The following is a 13,066-nucleotide window of genomic DNA, read 5'->3' on the forward strand; positions in this document are numbered from 1 at the left end:
GGGCCACCGGTGCCTGCCGGGCGGCCCAGCCGACGGACGTGTTCAGGGGGTGCGCCGGGAGCGATGATCATGGGCTTGCATCTGATGATGCCCGCGTCGCCGTTTCGAGTCCCCTGCTCGCCGCGCAGCCGGAGGGGGCGTCCCCGCCTCGCGCCCTGGGGCGTGTTCGGCGGATGCTTTCCGGTGAACGAGCGTCGTTCCGGTGGCCGCGAGCCGGGGATGATCCGCCGAACACGCTCTAGCGCACCGGATGGCCGTGGGCGCGCAGCTCGGCCTTGACATCGGCGATGGTGAACTCGCCGAAGTGGAAGACCGAGGCCGCCAGCACCGCGTCGGCTCCGGCGTCCACGGCCGGGGGGAAGTGCTCGACCTTGCCCGCACCGCCGCTGGCGATCAGCGGGATGTCGACGACGTCGCGCACCTCCCGGATCAGCTCCAGGTCGAACCCGGACTTGGTGCCGTCGGCGTCCATCGAGTTGAGCAGGATCTCGCCGGCCCCCAGCTCGGCGGCGCGGGCCGTCCACTCCACCGCGTCGATACCGGTGCCCTTGCGGCCGCCGTGCGTGGTGACCTCGAACCCGCTGGGCGTTGCGGCGCCGTCGGTGACCCGGCGGACGTCGGCGGACAGCACCAGCACCTGGCGGCCGAACCGCTCGGCGATCTCCCGGATGAGGTCGGGGCGCGCGATGGCGGCGGTGTTCACACCGACCTTGTCGGCCCCGGCACGCAGCAGGCGGTCGACGTCCTCGGCGGTGCGCACGCCCCCGCCGACCGTCAGCGGGATGAACACCTGCTCCGCGGTGCGGCGCACCACGTCGTAGGTGGTCTCCCGCTCCGCGCTGGAGGCGGTGACGTCGAGGAAGGTGAGCTCGTCTGCGCCGTCGGCGTCGTAGCGCGCGGCCAGCTCGACGGGGTCTCCGGCATCGCGCAGGTTCTGGAACCTGACGCCCTTCACGACGCGCCCGGCGTCGACGTCGAGGCAGGGGATGACGCGGATGGCCAGGGTCATCGGCCGCTCACCGCCGCCAGCGCCTCCTCCAGGGTGAACGCGCCTTCGTAGAGCGCGGTGCCCATGATCGCGCCCTCGACACCCAGCGGGGTCAGGGTCGCGATGGCGCGCAGGTCGTCCAGGCTGGAGACGCCGCCGCTGGCCACCACGGGTTTGTCGGTGCGTTCGCAGACGGTGCGCAGCAGGTCGAGGTTGGGACCCTTGAGGGTGCCGTCCTTGTTGACGTCGGTCACCACGTAGCGGGCGCAGCCCTCCGACTCCAGCCGCTCCAGGGTGGCGAACAGGTCGCCGCCGTCGCGGGTCCAGCCGCGCGCGGCGAGCGTGGTGCCGCGGACGTCCAGGCCGATGGCGACCCTGTCGCCGTGCTCGGCGATGATCTCGGCGCACCAGGCCGGGTCCTCCAGCGCGGCGGTGCCGATGTTGACGCGGGTGCAGCCGGTGGCCAGCGCCGCGCGCAGCGACTCGTCGTCGCGGATGCCCCCGGACAGCTCCACCTTGACGTCGAGGCGGCCGATGATGCCGCCGAGCAGCTCGCGGTTGTGGCCGCGGCCGAAGGCGGCGTCGAGGTCGACCAGGTGGATCCATTCGGCCCCGGCGTTCTGCCAGGCCAGTGCGGCCTGCAGCGGGTCGCCGTACCGGCCTCCGGAGCCGGCCTTGCCCTGGACGAGCTGGACGGCCTGGCCATCGGCGACGTCCACGGCGGGCAGGAGTTCGAGGGTGGTGGACATGGGTTCTTCGGCGACCTTCACTTCAGACGGCGGGAGGGGGGTCGGCACCAGCATGCCAGACCGGGGCGGGGGCGGGCTGCCGCAGCCCGGCGTGGCGGGCGGTGCCTGCGGCTACAGCGCGGCGACCCAGTTCGCCAGGACCTTGGCGCCGGCGTCGCCGGATTTCTCCGGGTGGAACTGGGTGGCGCACAGCGGGCCGTTCTCGACGGCGGCGACGAACGGGGTGCCGTGGGTCGACCACGTCACCTTGGGCGCGATGATGCGGTCGTCGGTGGGTGCGAGCTTCCAGTCGAGCACACCGTAGGAGTGCACGAAGTAGAAGCGCTCGTCGGCGCCGACGCCCTCGAACAGCCGGGACCCCTCGGCGATGTCGAGGGTGTTCCAGCCCATGTGGGGCACGATGGGGGCGCGCAGGCGCTCGACGGTGCCGGGCCATTCGGCGCATCCCTGGCTGGTCACGCCGTGCTCGACGCCCTGCTCGAAGAGGACCTGCATGCCCACGCAGATGCCGAGCACGGGGCGGCCCCCGGCCAGGCGGCGGCCGATGACGCGGTCGCCCTTGGCGGCACGCAGCCCCTCCATGCAGGCGCCGAACGCGCCCACGCCGGGGACGACGAGGCCGTCGGCGTCCAGGGCGGTGTGCGGGTCACCGGTGACGGTGACCTCGGCACCGGTGCGTTCCATGGCGCGCTGCGCCGAGCGCAGGTTGCCCGATCCGTAGTCGAGGATGACGACGCGAGGCTGCACGGGGAATCGTGCCTTTCCAGTTGCCGGTGTCCGGCGGTGCCGGGGCCGGCGGGGCCGCCTCGGCCCACCGGCCTGGGCGGCCCCGCATCAGCCGAAGTAGTCGAGCCGCAGCACGCCTGATGCCACGGCCAGTACGGTGCACAGGCCGAGCACGGCGGCCAGGCCCTTGTTCAGCTTCCAGGTGGCGATGGCGCCACCAGCGAGCAGGCCGCCGAGTGCGATGAGCAGGACGGCCCACACGTCCTGCATCACAGGGCGCCCTTGGTGGAGGGCACCCCGGAGACACGGGGGTCGCGCTCGCAGGCGAAGCGCAGGGCGCGCGCGAACGCCTTGAACTGGCATTCGACGATGTGGTGGGCGTTGCGGCCGTAGGGCACGTGGATGTGCAGGGCGACGCGGGCCTGGGCGACGAACGACTCGAAGATGTGCCGGGTCATCGTGGTGTCGTAGTCGCGGCCGATGACCGGGGCCATCGACTCGGGCTCGGTGTGCACGAGGTAGGGGCGGCCGGAGACGTCCACGGTGACCTCGGCCAGCGCCTCGTCGAGCGGCACCTTGGCGTCGGCGAACCGGCGGATCCCGGCCTTGTCGCCGAGCGCCTCCCGGAACGCCGCGCCGAGCGCGAGCGCGGTGTCCTCCATCGTGTGGTGGGAGTCGATGTGCAGGTCGCCTTCGGTGCGCACGGTGAGGTCGAACAGGCCGTGCTTGGCGAGCTGGTCGAGCATGTGGTCGTAGAAGCCGACGCCGGTGGAGATGTCGGAGACTCCGGTGCCGTCGAGGTCGATCTCGACGAAGACCTTGGTCTCCTTGGTGGTGCGTTCGACGCGGCCGATGCGGCTCATGGGACTCGGACTCTCCTGACGTGGTGGTGTGGGGGACGTGGGGCGGGCGCTCACTCGGCTGCGGGGCCCCTGGGCGCCCCGGAACCGCCGGTCGTGCCGGGTGTCGCCCGGGACTCGGCGGTCACCTGGAGCAACGCGTGGCGGAACGCCGACATTTCCTCCGGTGTGCCAACGGTGACGCGCAGCCACCCGGCCGGGCCGACCTCGCGGATGAGGACGCCGTGGTCGAGCAGTCCGCGCCAGACGGCCGCGCGGTCGGCGAACTCGCCGAACATCACGAAGTTGGCGTCGGAGTCGGCCACGCTGAACCCGTGCTCGCGCAGCCATGCGACCAGCGTGTCGCGCTCCGCGCGCAGCTGCTTGACCGCACCGAGGAGTTCACCGGCGAACTCCAGCGCGGTGAGCGCGACGATCTGGCTGACCGCGGAGAGGTGGTAGGGCAGGCGGACCAGTTGCAGGGCGTCGACCACGGCGCGGTTCGCGGCGAGGTAGCCCAGCCGCGCCCCGGCCATGGCGAAGGCCTTGGACATGGTGCGGGTGACGATGAGGCGGGGGTGGTCTGCCAGCAGGGACAGCGCGCTGGGGGTGCCCTCGCGGCGGAACTCGGCGTAGGCCTCGTCCACCACGACCATGCCGGGCGCCACGGCCAGGACCTCGCGGATGACCGAGAGCGGCAGCGCCGTGCCGGTGGGGTTGTTCGGCGAGGTCAGAAAGACGATGTCGGGGCGGTGCCGGGTGATCGCCTCCTTGGCGGCGTCCAAGCCGATGCCGAAGTCGGCGCCGCGCGGCACGCCGATCCACGCGGTGCCGGTGACCTCGGTGATGATCGGGTGCATGGAGTAGGACGGCTCGAAGCCCATGGCGGTGCGCCCGGCCCCGCCGAAGACCTGCAGGATCTGCTGGAGGATCTCGTTGGAGCCGTTGGCGGCCCACACCTCGCCGACGTCGAGGTCGTGGTCGAGGTAGGCGGCCAGGGCGGCGCGCAACCGGGTGGCGTCGCGGTCGGGGTAGCGGTTGAGCCCCCGGGCGACGGCCGCCACCCCGCGCGACAGGGCCGCGGCGAGCTCCTCGGAGGGCGCGTAGGGGTTCTCGTTGGTGTTCAGCGCGTAGGGGACGTCGAGCTGCGGCGCGCCGTAGGGGGTCCTGCCCCGCAGGTCGTCGCGGATCGGCAGGTCCTGCAGGCGGAACCCCTCGGCCGCCTCGTCCCGCGCTTCCTCGCGGCGGCTCATCGGGCGGTTCCTTCGCCGCCGGTCCGGCCGACGCGGGCGCTGACGGCCTCGCCGTGCGCGGGCAGGTCCTCTGCCTCGGCCAGCGCGACGACGCTCGGGGCGACCTCGGCCAGCGCCGCGCGGTCGTACTCGACGACGTGGATGCCGCGCAGGAAGGTCTGCACGCTCAGGCCGGAGGAGTGGTGGGCGCTGCCGCCGGTGGGCAGCACGTGGTTGGATCCGGCGCAGTAGTCGCCGAGGGAGACCGGGGCGAAGTCGCCGACGAACACGGCACCGGCGTTGCGGACCCGGGCCGCCACCGCGCTCGCGTCGGCGGTCATGACCTCCAGGTGTTCGGCGGCGTAGGCGTCGACGACGGCGAGGCCGTGGTCGAGGTCGTCGACGAGGACGATGCCCGACTGGCGGCCGCCGAGTGCTGCGGCGACGCGCTCGCTGTGCTTGGTGGCGGGGACGCGGTCGGCGAGTTCGGCCTCGACCCTCTCGGCGAGCGCGACGGACGGGGTGACGAGCACGGAGGCGGCGATGACGTCGTGCTCGGCCTGGCTGATGAGGTCGGCGGCGACGTAGCCGGCATCGGCGGTGTCGTCGGCGAGGATGGCGATCTCGGTGGGGCCGGCCTCGGCGTCGATGCCGATGACGCCCTTGAGCAGGCGCTTGGCGGCGGCCACCCAGATGTTTCCGGGCCCGGTGACCATGTCGGCGCGCGCGCACTCGCCCGCGCCGTAGGCGAACATCGCGACGGCCTGGGCGCCGCCGACGGCGTAGACCTCGTCGATGCCCAGCAGGGCGCAGGCGGCCAGGACGGTGGGGTGCGGCAACCCGCCGAAGTCGGCCTGGGGCGGGGAGGCGACGGCCAGCGAGCCGGCCCCGGCCTCCTGGGCGGGCACGACGTTCATCACGACGCTGGAGGGGTAGACGGCGCGGCCGCCGGGGACGTAGAGGCCGACACGGCCGACGGGCACCCACCGCTCGGTGACGGTGCCGCCGGGGACGACGTGGGTCACGGTGTCGGAGCGGCGCTGGTCGGCGTGGACCTTGCGGGCGCGGCGGATGGACTCCTCCAGGCCGGCGCGCACGGCAGGGTCGAGTTCGGCGAGGGCCGAATCGATGGCCGCGCGGGGGACGCGGATGTCGGCGAGGCGGACGCCGTCGAAGCGCTCGGTGAGGTCGATCAGCGCCTCGACGCCCCGATGGCGGACGTCGTCGCAGATCGGGCGGACCTTCTCGGTCGCGGCCTCGATGTCGAGTTCGGCGCGTGGCAGCAGGTCGCGCGGGTCGCCAGGGGTTCCTCGGAGATCGATTCGGGAGATCACCCCTTCATTCTAGGGGCCGGGTGCCTCACCTGCTCCGACGGTCGCCGCGTGCCCCAGGGGGCGCGGCGCGGGCGCGGGCGGATCGTCCGGGGTTGGGCGGCCATCCGCGGCTTCGCCCGGCCGGACCGGGTTTAGGGAAGGCTCACCATAAACGCCACCAATAAGTGTCGCCTTACTTTGGAACACCTAACCTAAATTTCATTCAGAAAGGCTTGCCTCAGTGCCCGACATTACCCTCGCATTGTTCGCCCCGACTATTGTTGCGCGCTATTGTTGAGACATGACTTCCACGATCGGTAGCACCGAGCACGGCCTTTCCAAGTTCCACCGACTCCTGCTTGACCAGGTGCGTCACGAGTTCACCGCCTCGCACCAGTACATCGCGCTGGCGGCGTGGTTCGACGCCCGCGACCTGCCTCAGCTGGCCCGGGTCTTTTACCGGCAGTCACTGGAAGAGCGCGACCACGCCATGATGATCGTGCGTTTCCTGATCGACAGCGACGTTCCGGTGACGATCCCCCAGCCCGGCGAAATCGAGAACGATTTCGAGACCACGCGCGACTGCGTCGCGCTGGCGCTGCGCCAGGAGAAGCAGGTCACCGAGCAGTTCCACCTGCTGGCGCGCGCCGCGCGCGAGGAGAACGACTACACCGGCGAGCAGTTCCTGCAGTGGTTCCTGCAGGAGCAGACCGAAGAGGTCGCCAAGATGTCGACGCTGCTGAACGTCGTCGACCGCAGCGCCGGAAACCTCTTCGACCTTGAGACGTTCGTCGCGCGTGACATGCCCGACGAGTCCGAGGGCAGCGCGGGTGCCCCCGGCACCGCGGGGCCGTCGGTGGGTTGAGCCCGCCCACGGCCGCCGACGCCGGTCGGGCATACTTGTGCAATGCCTGACCGGCTGCCGATCTTTCCGCTCGGGAGCGTGCTGTTTCCGGGCCTGACGATGCCGCTCCACGTGTTCGAGGAGCGGTATCGCCGTCTCATGTCCGAGCTGCTGGAGGACGCCGCGGGCGCGGCGCGGCGGTTCGGCGTGGTGGGGATCGAGCTCGGGCACGAGGTCGGCGCGTCGGCCGCGCACCGGCTGTCGGAGGTGGGCTGTGTGGCGGAGGTCCGCAGTGCGCGAAGACACGAGGACGGCGGCTACGACATCGTGGTGGAGGGCGGCTCGCGGTTCCGGGTCGAGGAGGTCGACGACCCCGACCACGAGCGCCCCTACCTGCGGGCGGCGACCACGCCCATCCCCGACGAGCTGGGCACCGGCGCCGAGGAGCAGGCCGAGCGCGTCGGCCGGCTGTTCCGGACCTACTGTCACCGGCTGACCGCCATCGGCATCCCCGCCGAACCGCCCCGGGACGCACCCGCCGAACCGCTGCCGCTGTCGTATGCGGTCTCGGCCGCGCTCGTCGTCGACCAGTTCGACAAGCAGGCCCTGCTGGAGGCCGACCACGCGGCGGCCCGACTGGAGCTGGCCGCCGCACTGATGCGGCGGGAGAACCGCGTCCTCGGCGCGCTGCCCGCGCTTCCGGCCGACCGGCTGCTGCGCCACGAGATCCACCTGAACTGAGCCCGCCGGCCCCGTCTCCGGCCGCAGGGCCTACGATGCCGCCGACGATGATCGCCACGAGCCGAGCAGGAGCGTCATGAGCGCGAAGGGCACACCGGCGACGGTCGCGGCGGCGCGTGCCGGGATCGCCTTCTCCCTACACCCCTACACCGCCGCCTCGGGCGACGGTGGCTCCTCCTACGGCGAGGAGGCCGCCGACGCGCTGGGGGTCGGGCACGACCGGGTCTTCAAGACCCTGGTGGCCGAGGTCGACGGAGAACTCACCGTCGGAATGGTCCCGGTCGGCGCCACCCTGAACCTCAAGGCCCTGGCGGCGGCGGTCGGCGGGAAGAAGGCGGTGATGGCCGATCCGCGGGCCGCCGAGCGCGCCACCGGCTACGTGCGCGGCGGCATCAGCCCGCTCGGGCAGCGCAGGCGCCTGCCCGCGGTCGTCGACGCCTCGGTCGGCGACCACGCCACCGTCTTCGTCTCGGCCGGGCGCCGCGGGCTGCAGATGGAGCTCTCCCCCGCCGACCTGGTCCGGCTCACCGGAGCGGCCACCGCCGGCATCCGCACCTGACACCAGGACGGGAGCCGAACGCCGCGAACCCCCATAAAGAACCCATCCGGGGGGTCACGCGTGGCGCCCCCTTCTCAGCACGGCGCGGGCGACCTAACGTTGAGGCACCAGGCGAACACAATAGGGCGCGCGTGGAGGATGAGGCGCGATGGCGGTCGAGGCGGTCGTTCTCGGCACTGTGCTGTGCTACCTCGCCCTAGCGGGCTGCTACGCGGCCACGCGCTGCCGCCACGCCCGCATCCTGGCGACGGGGCCGCGGCGTCCCGCCGTGGGCGCCGACGACCTCTCCCCCTATGAACTGGGCCTCCTCGCCGGAGGGCAGCGGCGGTTGGGTGAGGTGGCCCTCGCCGACCTGTACCTCAGCGGACGCGCCGTGGCCCACGGGCAGGGCATGGTGACGCGCCCGTGGCAGCAGGAGCGGCGGCCCCCGCCGGAGGCCCCCGGCCCGTTCACCCGGCTGCTCGACGCGCGCCTGCCCGCGGGCCGCGCCGTACCCGCCGACCACCTCATGTCGGCGGCCTCCCGCAGCGACGCGGCGACGGCCGCGCTGTGGCGGCTGCGCCGGCTCGGCCTGCTGGTCGCCCCGGAGCGCATGCGGCGGGTGACCCTCGTTCGCAACGGGGCCTGGGGGCTGCAGGCCCTCATCGGCGCGGCGGGCGTGGCCTTCGCCGCGGCGGCCGCGGTCGTGGCGATGATGTCGCCGCGCGAACCCGTGGGGGTCGTGTTCGTGCTGCTGGTTCTGGTGCTCCTCGGCTACCCCTTCCTGCTGCACCTGACCCGGCGGCTGGTCGGCGGGGTGCGCGGGGCGGTACTGGCCGCCCTGGTCGTCACGGCTCTGGCGACCCCGGCCGCCCACGCACCGCGTGAACTCGTCGCTGCGCTGGGACTGCTGGTGGGCTGGTTCGCGCTGTACGCGGCCTACCTGCTGACCGGAGGCCGACTGGGCTGGCGGACGCGGGCGGGTGACAGGGTGCTGGCCGATGCCTGGAGCTGCCTGGAGCGGGCCGCGGTGGCCGCGGACCGCGGCGCGGCGGGCGACGCCGCGCTGCGGGCCACCGCCCTGCTCGGGTTCCGCGGACTGCGCCGCCGCCCCGGGCGGGGCAGGTGCGTCGGGGCGCAGAGGTGCCCCGGCATCGCCCTGGTGCGGTCGTTCGCCGCGGCCTGCGGCCGCGGTGTCGGCGGCCCGGAGGGGGCGCTGGCCGACGGCTTCCCCGGCATCGCCGCGGGCGCCGGCTGGCGCCGGGTCGGCGGACGCACCCCCGCCGCAGGGCGGCACCGGCCGCACGGCGAGTAGCCCGGCCGCCGCCTGGTTTCTAGTGGGCGGCGGTCTCGTTGTCGCGCGGCGCGTCCACGGGCGGGGGCGGGGTCTCCTCCGCACGCTGGTGGGGCAGGTCGCGGCGCCACACGCTGACGGCGTCGAACAGGGCGTACTGCAGGACGGCGACGAAGGGCCACAGCACCAGGGCGCTCATCGCCCGCAGCCCCAGGCCGGCGGTGACGAGCTCGCCGGGCTCGGCCTCGGCGACGGCGCGGGCGAAGGCACCGGCGTCCAGGGCGACGCCGAGGCGCCAGGCGACGAGCGCTCCGAGCACCGAACCGGCCGCGAGGCCCAGCAGGCAGGCCAGCCGCAGGTCCACGCGGTCGCGTGCGCACAGCCGGTACTGCACCAGGTAGGCGCTGTAGCCGCAGAGGATCCCGGCGCACATCATGATGATGGCGAAGTAGCCGTCGGGGACGAACAGCGCCTGGGAGACGGGGAAGGGCGCCGTGGTCCCGTCACCGTCGACGACGGTGACGGCGGGGCGGGGGGTGATCAGCCACCACAGCAGGCCCAGCGGGACACCGAGCGCCGCGACGCTCCCCAGCATCGTCGCGCCCACGGCGAGTCGCCGCCGTGCCACCCGTCGGCGCGCTTGTGTACTTCGCACTCTTCGAATCTATCCCCCGACGCGGGGCGAAAAACCGTTGGTGCTGTGTTCGTGAGCACGTGACAATGCCCGGATGACGAACACGACGGCTCGTTTCGACCCCCCGAAGTCCGCGGATGAGCGCACCATGCTCACCTCACACCTGGACTGGCACCGGGCCACGGTACGCATGAAGTGCGCCGGGCTCGACCCGGCGCTGGCGTCGGCGGCGCCACTGCCCACGTCGCCGCTGATGACGATCGGTGGGGTCGTCTCGCACCTCCGGTGGGTGGAGCACCACTGGTTCGAGGTCCGCCTGCTGGGGGCACGCGACCGGGCGCCCTGGTCCCCCGCGGACTGGGACGCGGAGTTCCGCGTGGGCGCCCGGCGCCCGCTGGCCGAACTCCTCGACGAGTACGACGCGCAGTGCGCGCGGTCCCGGGAGATCACCGCGAAGCTGGAGCTCAACAGCGGCGCCCGCACCGCCGGCGAGGGCGAACGGCCGGCCACGCTGCGCTGGGTGCTGACGCACATGACCGGGGAGACAGCGCGGCACAACGGCCAGCTCGACCTGCTGCGTGAGCTCGCCGACGGCAGCACCGGCTTCTGAGGAACGAGGCGAGGGCGGCGGCCGGCATCCGGCCGCCGCCCTCCTCGGTGACCGGCCCCGAGGCGGGGCCGGGGTCCCGGCTCCGGCACGCGCGGAGGTCGGGTGCGCCTACCGGAGGTCGTCGGTGCCGTCCGCGTCGCCGTCCTCAGCGGCGGCGTCGGCCGCTGCGGCCGCGTCGTCCTCGGCCAGGATCCGGTAGAGCCCACGCTTGGTGTCGGACAGCAGCCGCTTGGCGCGCTCCAGCTGCTCGGGGGTGCCGGCCTCGGCTACCTGGGCCGCGGCGGCGGTCAGCTGGTAGGCGAGGTGGCCCATCTCGGTGTAGCGCGCCTGGGCGTCCTCGTACTCCGCGTGGACGGCCTCCCACGGCGGGGTCAGGTCGCCCGCGTTGTCCTCGACGTAGGCGTGTCCCTCCTCGGTCAGCTCGAAGGGGCGGCGCCGACCGCCGCCGGACGCCTCGGCGGGGCGGACCAGGCCTTCGTCCTCCAGCTGCTGGAGCATCGGGTAGACCGATCCGGGGCTGGGCCGCCAGGCGCCGCTGCTGCGCTCTTTGCCCTCGCGGATGATCTCGTAGCCGCTGCGTGGCTCCTCGGCCAGCAGCAGCAGGATGCCGGTGCGCACGTCCCCGCGGCGCGCGCGGGGGCCGCCGCGCCGACCCCGGTCCCGGCCGCGGCCGAACATCCGCTCCATGGGGTGGCCGTGCGGGATCTGCCCGCCGCCCCACGGCATGTGCGGCGGGAGGGGCGGCGTCGGCGGGTGCGGCGGGAAGCCGCCGCCCGAGCCGCCCATCGCCATCATGTGGCCCCAGGCTCCGGGGCCGCGCTCGCGGCGGCCGCCGCGCCGACCGCGCCGCCGCGGTTCGCGACCGCGCTGGTCGCCGCTCTCCGGAGCCTCGCCCCGGGAAACCTTCCGGCCGCCGCCGGTCGGCTGCGTGCGCGGAAATCCACCCCAGGACCACGGCATCGCCATCTCACTCATCGTGCTTCTCCTTCGGGGTCGCCATGGTTTCATCGACCCATCGTGATCGTTTTCGATAGTCGATTTATATCGACATGTCGTAACGATATATCGGCACGGGGTGTGTGGTCAAGCAAGAGGGACCGATCCCGCTCCGACCACCGCACCGGGGCGACCCGGTGAAGAGGCACGGGAACATCCGAAGGGGCGGCGGCGGACATCCCCCGCGCCCGCCCCGAAGCGCGGAACCCCCGGTTGCCCTCAACCGGACTTGAGGTTCTAGGGTCGCACCCGTACCTCCCACCGCGCGGTGGCCCTGCCCCACGGCACCGCCGCTCGCGCGCCCCTCCCCTCGACCCGGGAAAGGTCCCCTCGATGCCCCCCGCACAGACGACGGCCGCGCCTCCCTCCCCCGCGGCCCGCGCGCTCCCCGCAGCGCGGCGCTCCCTCGCCCCCGACCTCGCCCGCGGGGTCATGCTGCTGGTCATCGCCGCCGCGCACGCGCACCTGTTCGCCCTGATGGCCACCGGAACCGACGCCACCCTCTTCGGCACCTGGGACCGGATCGCCACCGGGACCATGACGCTCTTCGCCGACCTGCGCGGATACCCCATGTTCGCCGCGCTGTTCGGCTACGGGATGGCCCAGATCCACCGGCGGAGAAGCGAACAGGGCCGGGAGTGGCCGTGGACCCGCAAGCTGCTGCGCCGCCGGGGGCTGTGGATGATCGCCTTCGGCGCGGTGCACGTCGCACTGCTCTTCTTCGGCGACATCCTCGCCGTCTACGGCCTACTCGCCCTCGTCTTCGTCGGCGCCCTGCGGCTGTCGGACCGTGCCCTGCTCGGCTCCGCGGCGGCCGCACTCCTGGCCGCCTCGGCCTTCGTGTTCACGATCACCTTCGCCGCCGGCGGGGTGCCGCAACTACCCGAGAAGCCCCAGGGGCTCCTCGGCGAGCTCGCCCTCCGGCTGTCCATGTGGCCGTTCATGATCATCCTGATGACCGCGGCCACACTGTTCCCGTTCCTCATCGGGATCTGGGCCGCGCGCCGCCGCCTGCTGGAGCGGCCCGAGCAGCACCTGCCGCTGCTGCGCCGTACCGCGCCGGCCGGAATCGCCGTGGCCGTGCTCGGCGCCATCCCCCAGGCCCTGATCAAGACGGGGGTCTGGACCGATGTCTCCGCGGCCGTCGGCGCGGGTGCGGCGACCCTGCACCAGATCACCGGGTTCGCGGGCGGGCTCGGCTACGCCGCCCTCATCGGCCTGGTCGCCGTCCGGATCGCAGGCCGTCCCGGCCCGATCGCCACCGCCCTGGCGGCGCTCGGGCAGCGGTCGCTCACCTTCTACCTGTTGCAGTCCGTCGCCTGGGCGGTCCTGTTCGCCTCCTACGGCCTGGACCTGCGGGTGTCGACCGCGGCGGGGGTGGCCATCGGTGCGGCGGTGTGGCTGGTGACCGTCGTGCTGGCCGAGCTCATGCGCCGCGCGGACATGCGCGGCCCGGCCGAGCGGGCACTGCGCCGCCTCACCTACGGCACGACCGCCGCCCACGGGCGGGCGGACTGAGCCGGACCCGCCCGAAACGCCGGGTGGGGAGGGGCGACGCCCCT

Annotated in this window: 15 protein-coding genes; 6 read left to right on the forward strand and 9 right to left on the reverse strand. The window is 73.4% G+C overall.

Going from position 1 to position 13,066, the window contains the following annotated elements; genetic code table 11:
* Nucleotides 1–238: 238 nt before the first annotated feature.
* The 7 genes from hisF to hisD all read right to left on the reverse strand — a co-directional run bounded on the left by hisF (nucleotide 239) and on the right by hisD (nucleotide 5,868).
* Nucleotides 239–1,009 (reverse strand): imidazole glycerol phosphate synthase subunit HisF, encoded by a 771-nt coding sequence (gene hisF, locus HNR23_RS12175; RefSeq protein WP_184075686.1) that lies wholly within the window; start codon nucleotides 1,007–1,009, stop codon nucleotides 239–241.
* Nucleotides 1,006–1,737: a bifunctional 1-(5-phosphoribosyl)-5-((5-phosphoribosylamino)methylideneamino)imidazole-4-carboxamide isomerase/phosphoribosylanthranilate isomerase PriA gene (gene priA, locus HNR23_RS12180; protein ID WP_184075687.1), complete on the reverse strand. Its 732-nt coding sequence runs from the start codon at nucleotides 1,735–1,737 to the stop codon at nucleotides 1,006–1,008. The genes hisF and priA overlap by 4 nt, the downstream gene beginning before the upstream one ends.
* A 111-nt stretch (nucleotides 1,738–1,848) precedes the next feature.
* Nucleotides 1,849–2,484: an imidazole glycerol phosphate synthase subunit HisH gene (gene hisH / locus HNR23_RS12185; RefSeq protein WP_184075688.1), complete on the reverse strand. Its 636-nt coding sequence runs from the start codon at nucleotides 2,482–2,484 to the stop codon at nucleotides 1,849–1,851.
* A gap of 87 nt (nucleotides 2,485–2,571) precedes the next feature.
* Entirely contained in the window at nucleotides 2,572–2,733 is a 162-nt protein-coding gene (locus HNR23_RS12190; RefSeq protein ID WP_184075689.1) for a hypothetical protein, read from the reverse strand.
* The gene (gene hisB / locus HNR23_RS12195) at nucleotides 2,733–3,326 is read right to left on the reverse strand and encodes an imidazoleglycerol-phosphate dehydratase HisB (protein WP_184075690.1); all 594 of its coding nucleotides are present in this window, start codon (nucleotides 3,324–3,326) and stop codon (nucleotides 2,733–2,735) included. Before hisB ends, HNR23_RS12190 begins: the two co-directional genes overlap by 1 nt.
* Before the next feature lie 50 nt (nucleotides 3,327–3,376).
* The gene (locus tag HNR23_RS12200; RefSeq protein ID WP_184075691.1) at nucleotides 3,377–4,555 is read right to left on the reverse strand and encodes a histidinol-phosphate transaminase; all 1,179 of its coding nucleotides are present in this window, start codon (nucleotides 4,553–4,555) and stop codon (nucleotides 3,377–3,379) included.
* Nucleotides 4,552–5,868: a histidinol dehydrogenase gene (gene hisD, locus HNR23_RS12205; RefSeq protein WP_184075692.1), complete on the reverse strand. Its 1,317-nt coding sequence runs from the start codon at nucleotides 5,866–5,868 to the stop codon at nucleotides 4,552–4,554. The genes HNR23_RS12200 and hisD overlap by 4 nt, the downstream gene beginning before the upstream one ends.
* A 280-nt stretch (nucleotides 5,869–6,148) precedes the next feature.
* Here hisD and HNR23_RS12210 point away from each other — a divergent pair, with 280 nt between their 5' ends.
* The 4 genes from HNR23_RS12210 to HNR23_RS12225 all read left to right on the forward strand — a co-directional run bounded on the left by HNR23_RS12210 (nucleotide 6,149) and on the right by HNR23_RS12225 (nucleotide 9,285).
* Entirely contained in the window at nucleotides 6,149–6,712 is a 564-nt protein-coding gene (locus tag HNR23_RS12210) for a ferritin (RefSeq protein WP_184075693.1), read from the forward strand.
* Between the two features lie 42 nt (nucleotides 6,713–6,754).
* Nucleotides 6,755–7,432: an LON peptidase substrate-binding domain-containing protein gene (locus tag HNR23_RS12215; protein WP_184075694.1), complete on the forward strand. Its 678-nt coding sequence runs from the start codon at nucleotides 6,755–6,757 to the stop codon at nucleotides 7,430–7,432.
* Nucleotides 7,433–7,508: 76 nt separating this feature from the next.
* Nucleotides 7,509–7,991, forward strand: coding sequence for a Cys-tRNA(Pro) deacylase (ybaK, locus tag HNR23_RS12220; RefSeq protein WP_184075695.1), 483 nt, complete (start codon nucleotides 7,509–7,511; stop codon nucleotides 7,989–7,991).
* Between the two features lie 148 nt (nucleotides 7,992–8,139).
* The gene (locus tag HNR23_RS12225) at nucleotides 8,140–9,285 is read left to right on the forward strand and encodes a TIGR04222 domain-containing membrane protein (RefSeq protein ID WP_184075696.1); all 1,146 of its coding nucleotides are present in this window, start codon (nucleotides 8,140–8,142) and stop codon (nucleotides 9,283–9,285) included.
* Between the two features lie 19 nt (nucleotides 9,286–9,304).
* Here HNR23_RS12225 and HNR23_RS12230 read toward each other — a convergent pair whose 3' ends face one another.
* A complete protein-coding gene (locus tag HNR23_RS12230; protein ID WP_184075697.1) occupies nucleotides 9,305–9,892 on the reverse strand; it encodes a hypothetical protein in 588 nt (195 codons plus the stop codon).
* Between the two features lie 100 nt (nucleotides 9,893–9,992).
* On the opposite strand from HNR23_RS12230, the gene HNR23_RS12235 reads away from it, so the two are divergent.
* Nucleotides 9,993–10,508, forward strand: a complete 516-nt coding sequence (locus HNR23_RS12235) for a DinB family protein (protein WP_184075698.1) — start codon at nucleotides 9,993–9,995, stop codon at nucleotides 10,506–10,508.
* Nucleotides 10,509–10,616: 108 nt separating this feature from the next.
* On the opposite strand, the gene HNR23_RS12240 is transcribed toward HNR23_RS12235, so the two are convergent.
* Entirely contained in the window at nucleotides 10,617–11,483 is an 867-nt protein-coding gene (locus HNR23_RS12240) for a PadR family transcriptional regulator (RefSeq protein ID WP_184075699.1), read from the reverse strand.
* A 354-nt stretch (nucleotides 11,484–11,837) separates the two neighbouring features.
* Between HNR23_RS12240 and HNR23_RS12245 the strand changes: the two genes are divergently transcribed.
* Nucleotides 11,838–13,022, forward strand: a complete 1,185-nt coding sequence (locus HNR23_RS12245) for a DUF418 domain-containing protein (RefSeq protein ID WP_184075700.1) — start codon at nucleotides 11,838–11,840, stop codon at nucleotides 13,020–13,022.
* Nucleotides 13,023–13,066: the final 44 nt, after the last annotated feature.

Source organism: Nocardiopsis mwathae, assembly GCF_014201195.1.
Classification (GTDB): domain Bacteria; phylum Actinomycetota; class Actinomycetes; order Streptosporangiales; family Streptosporangiaceae; genus Nocardiopsis_C; species Nocardiopsis_C mwathae.

Excerpts from the sequence above, each read along its gene's own strand:
- hisF (WP_184075686.1), bottom strand. The coding sequence starts at position 1,009 with ATGACCCTGGCCATCCGCGTCATCCCCTGCCTCGACGTCGACGCCGGG.
- priA (WP_184075687.1), bottom strand. The coding sequence starts at position 1,737 with ATGTCCACCACCCTCGAACTCCTGCCCGCCGTGGACGTCGCCGATGGC.
- HNR23_RS12190 (WP_184075689.1), bottom strand. The coding sequence starts at position 2,733 with ATGCAGGACGTGTGGGCCGTCCTGCTCATCGCACTCGGCGGCCTGCTC.
- hisB (WP_184075690.1), bottom strand. The coding sequence starts at position 3,326 with ATGAGCCGCATCGGCCGCGTCGAACGCACCACCAAGGAGACCAAGGTC.
- HNR23_RS12200 (WP_184075691.1), bottom strand. The coding sequence starts at position 4,555 with ATGAGCCGCCGCGAGGAAGCGCGGGACGAGGCGGCCGAGGGGTTCCGC.
- HNR23_RS12210 (WP_184075693.1), top strand. The coding sequence starts at position 6,149 with ATGACTTCCACGATCGGTAGCACCGAGCACGGCCTTTCCAAGTTCCAC.
- HNR23_RS12215 (WP_184075694.1), top strand. The coding sequence starts at position 6,755 with ATGCCTGACCGGCTGCCGATCTTTCCGCTCGGGAGCGTGCTGTTTCCG.
- ybaK (WP_184075695.1), top strand. The coding sequence starts at position 7,509 with ATGAGCGCGAAGGGCACACCGGCGACGGTCGCGGCGGCGCGTGCCGGG.
- HNR23_RS12225 (WP_184075696.1), top strand. The coding sequence starts at position 8,140 with ATGGCGGTCGAGGCGGTCGTTCTCGGCACTGTGCTGTGCTACCTCGCC.
- HNR23_RS12235 (WP_184075698.1), top strand. The coding sequence starts at position 9,993 with ATGACGAACACGACGGCTCGTTTCGACCCCCCGAAGTCCGCGGATGAG.
- HNR23_RS12240 (WP_184075699.1), bottom strand. The coding sequence starts at position 11,483 with ATGAGTGAGATGGCGATGCCGTGGTCCTGGGGTGGATTTCCGCGCACG.
- HNR23_RS12245 (WP_184075700.1), top strand. The coding sequence starts at position 11,838 with ATGCCCCCCGCACAGACGACGGCCGCGCCTCCCTCCCCCGCGGCCCGC.